2 protein-coding genes are annotated in these 1,996 nt (G+C 76.1%); one reads left to right on the top strand and one right to left on the bottom strand.

Annotation, left to right across the window (positions count from 1 at the left end; all coding sequences use genetic code 11):
* Positions 1-2 precede the first annotated feature (2 nt).
* Positions 3-1,340, bottom strand: coding sequence for an aminotransferase class I/II-fold pyridoxal phosphate-dependent enzyme (locus tag B7L92_RS30690; protein WP_081240603.1), 1,338 nt, complete (start codon positions 1,338-1,340; stop codon positions 3-5).
* A gap of 35 nt (positions 1,341-1,375) precedes the next feature.
* Between B7L92_RS30690 and B7L92_RS30685 the strand changes: the two genes are divergently transcribed.
* A partial coding sequence (locus B7L92_RS30685; protein ID WP_081240602.1) for a pyridoxamine 5'-phosphate oxidase family protein occupies positions 1,376-1,996 on the top strand: 621 nt, incomplete at its 3' end.

Here is a 1,996-nt window from a genome sequence, read left to right as displayed (position 1 = left end):
CGCTAGACGTACGTCCTCGACGGCTCCCCGCCCGGTCCGAGCGCCGCGGCGATCGCCTCGCCCAGGAGTTCGGTCTCGTCCTGCGTGAGCGTCGAGACGGTGACGCGGATGCCCGGCGGCGCGCTCATCCGGAAGCGGGCACCGGGGGCCACCGCCCAGCCGGCGTGCAGCAGCCGGGCGACGGCGCCGGTCTCGTCCGGCACGGGCACCCACACGTTCATGCCGCTGCGCCCGTACGCCGCGATCCCGCGCCGGGCGAGCGTCCCGATCAGCGCGTCCCGGCGCCGTCCGTACGCCGCCGCCACGGCCGCCGGGTCCACCGCTCCCTCGGTCCACAGCCCTACCACCGCGCGCTGGACGAGCCTGCTCACCCAGCCGGGTCCGAGGCGCTGCCGTCCGCGCACCCGGTCGAGCGTGACGGCGTCCCCGGTGAGCACCGCGAGCCGCAGGTCGGGGCCGTACGCCTTGGCCGCCGAACGCACGAAGGCCCAGCTGCGGGTGGTGCCCGCGAGGGGGTGCAGCGGGAGGTCGACGATGTGGTGCCCGTGGTCGTCCTCGATCAGCAGCGTCTCCGGGTGGTCGGCCAGCACCGACCGCAGGGCACGCGCGCGGTCGGCGCTCAGCGCGGCGCCGGTCGGGTTCTGCGCGCGGTCGGTGACGATCAGCGCCCGGGCCCCGCCCGCCAGGGCGCGCCGTACGTCGCCGGGGAGCGGCCCCTCGTCGTCGACGCCGACGGGGACGGTGCGCAGCCCGAGCGCCGGGACCAGGTCCAGCACGCTTCCCCACCCGGGGTCCTCCACGGCGACGGCGTCCCCGGGTCTGAGGTGCGCCGCGAGCACCCGCTCCACGGCGTCCAGCGAGCCGGAGGTGACGACGACGGGCCCGTCCGGAACCCCGTCGGCGTCCAGCCCGGCCCGCGCGAGGCGCGCGAGTCCGGGTTCCACCGGGGCGTGCCCGTAGAGCACCGGCTCCCGGTCGCCGAGCCCGGCCGCCGCGGCGAACGCCTCGGCCAGCGGGGGCAGCAGCGCGGGGTCCGGGTTGCCGTCGGACACGTCCCGCACCCCCTCCGGCACCTCCACCCGGATGGCGTCGCGCGCCGTGGTGGCCGGCTTGGGCCGCACCCTGCTCCCCCGGCGGCCCGCGGTCTCGATGACCCCGCGCTCCCGCAGGGTCCGGTACGCGGCCGCGACGGTGTTCGGGTTCACCCCCAGTCGCGTCGCCAACTCCCGCATGGGGGGAAGCAGTTCGCCGGGAAGCAGCTCTCCCTCCCCCACCGCGCGCTCGATGCTCGCGGAAATCTCCGCTGCACGCCGTCCACTGATCCGATACTCTCCTAGCACAAACCCAATTATGCACTAGTACAATGGAGAGCGCCATGCAGGGGACCCCACCGCCGCAGCCGCGGACCGCCGCCGTCTACCCGCCCACCGGGCGCACCGTCCCCACCCGCTCCCCCGGCCGGGCCGCGTACGACAGGGACCTGGTGCACGCGATACTCGACGAGGGCTACGTCTGCCACCTCGGGTTCGTGCGCGACGGCGCCCCGGTGGTGCTGCCCACGCTGTACGCCCGGGTCGGTGAGCGGCTCTACGTGCACGGTTCGACCGGCTCGCGCCCCCTGCGCGCGGCGGGCCGGGCCGACGCCGGTCTCCCGGTCTGCCTGACCGTCACCCACGTCGACGGGCTGGTGCTGGCCCGCTCGGCCTTCCACCACTCGGTCAACTACCGCTCGGTGGTGGTGCACGGCCTCGCGCACGACGTGACCGACCCCGGGGAGAAGCGCCGGGCCCTCGACGCCCTGGTCGACCACGTCGTACCGGGGCGCGCCGCCGACTCCCGCCCGGCCGACAGGAAGGAGCTGGCGGCCACCGCGGTGATCCGCCTCGACCTCGAGGAGGTCTCCGCCAAGCTCCGCACCGGTGGCGTCAACGACGAGCCCGAGGACCTCGCCCTGCCCCACTGGGCCGGCGTCCTCCCGCTGCGCAAGGGGTACGAC

This window comes from Streptomyces viridosporus (assembly GCF_002078235.1).
In the GTDB taxonomy this organism is placed as follows: Bacteria; Actinomycetota; Actinomycetes; order Streptomycetales; family Streptomycetaceae; genus Streptomyces; species Streptomyces viridosporus.
Note: the sequence above shows the minus strand (reverse complement) of the source record. Positions and strands in the feature narration are given on the sequence as shown.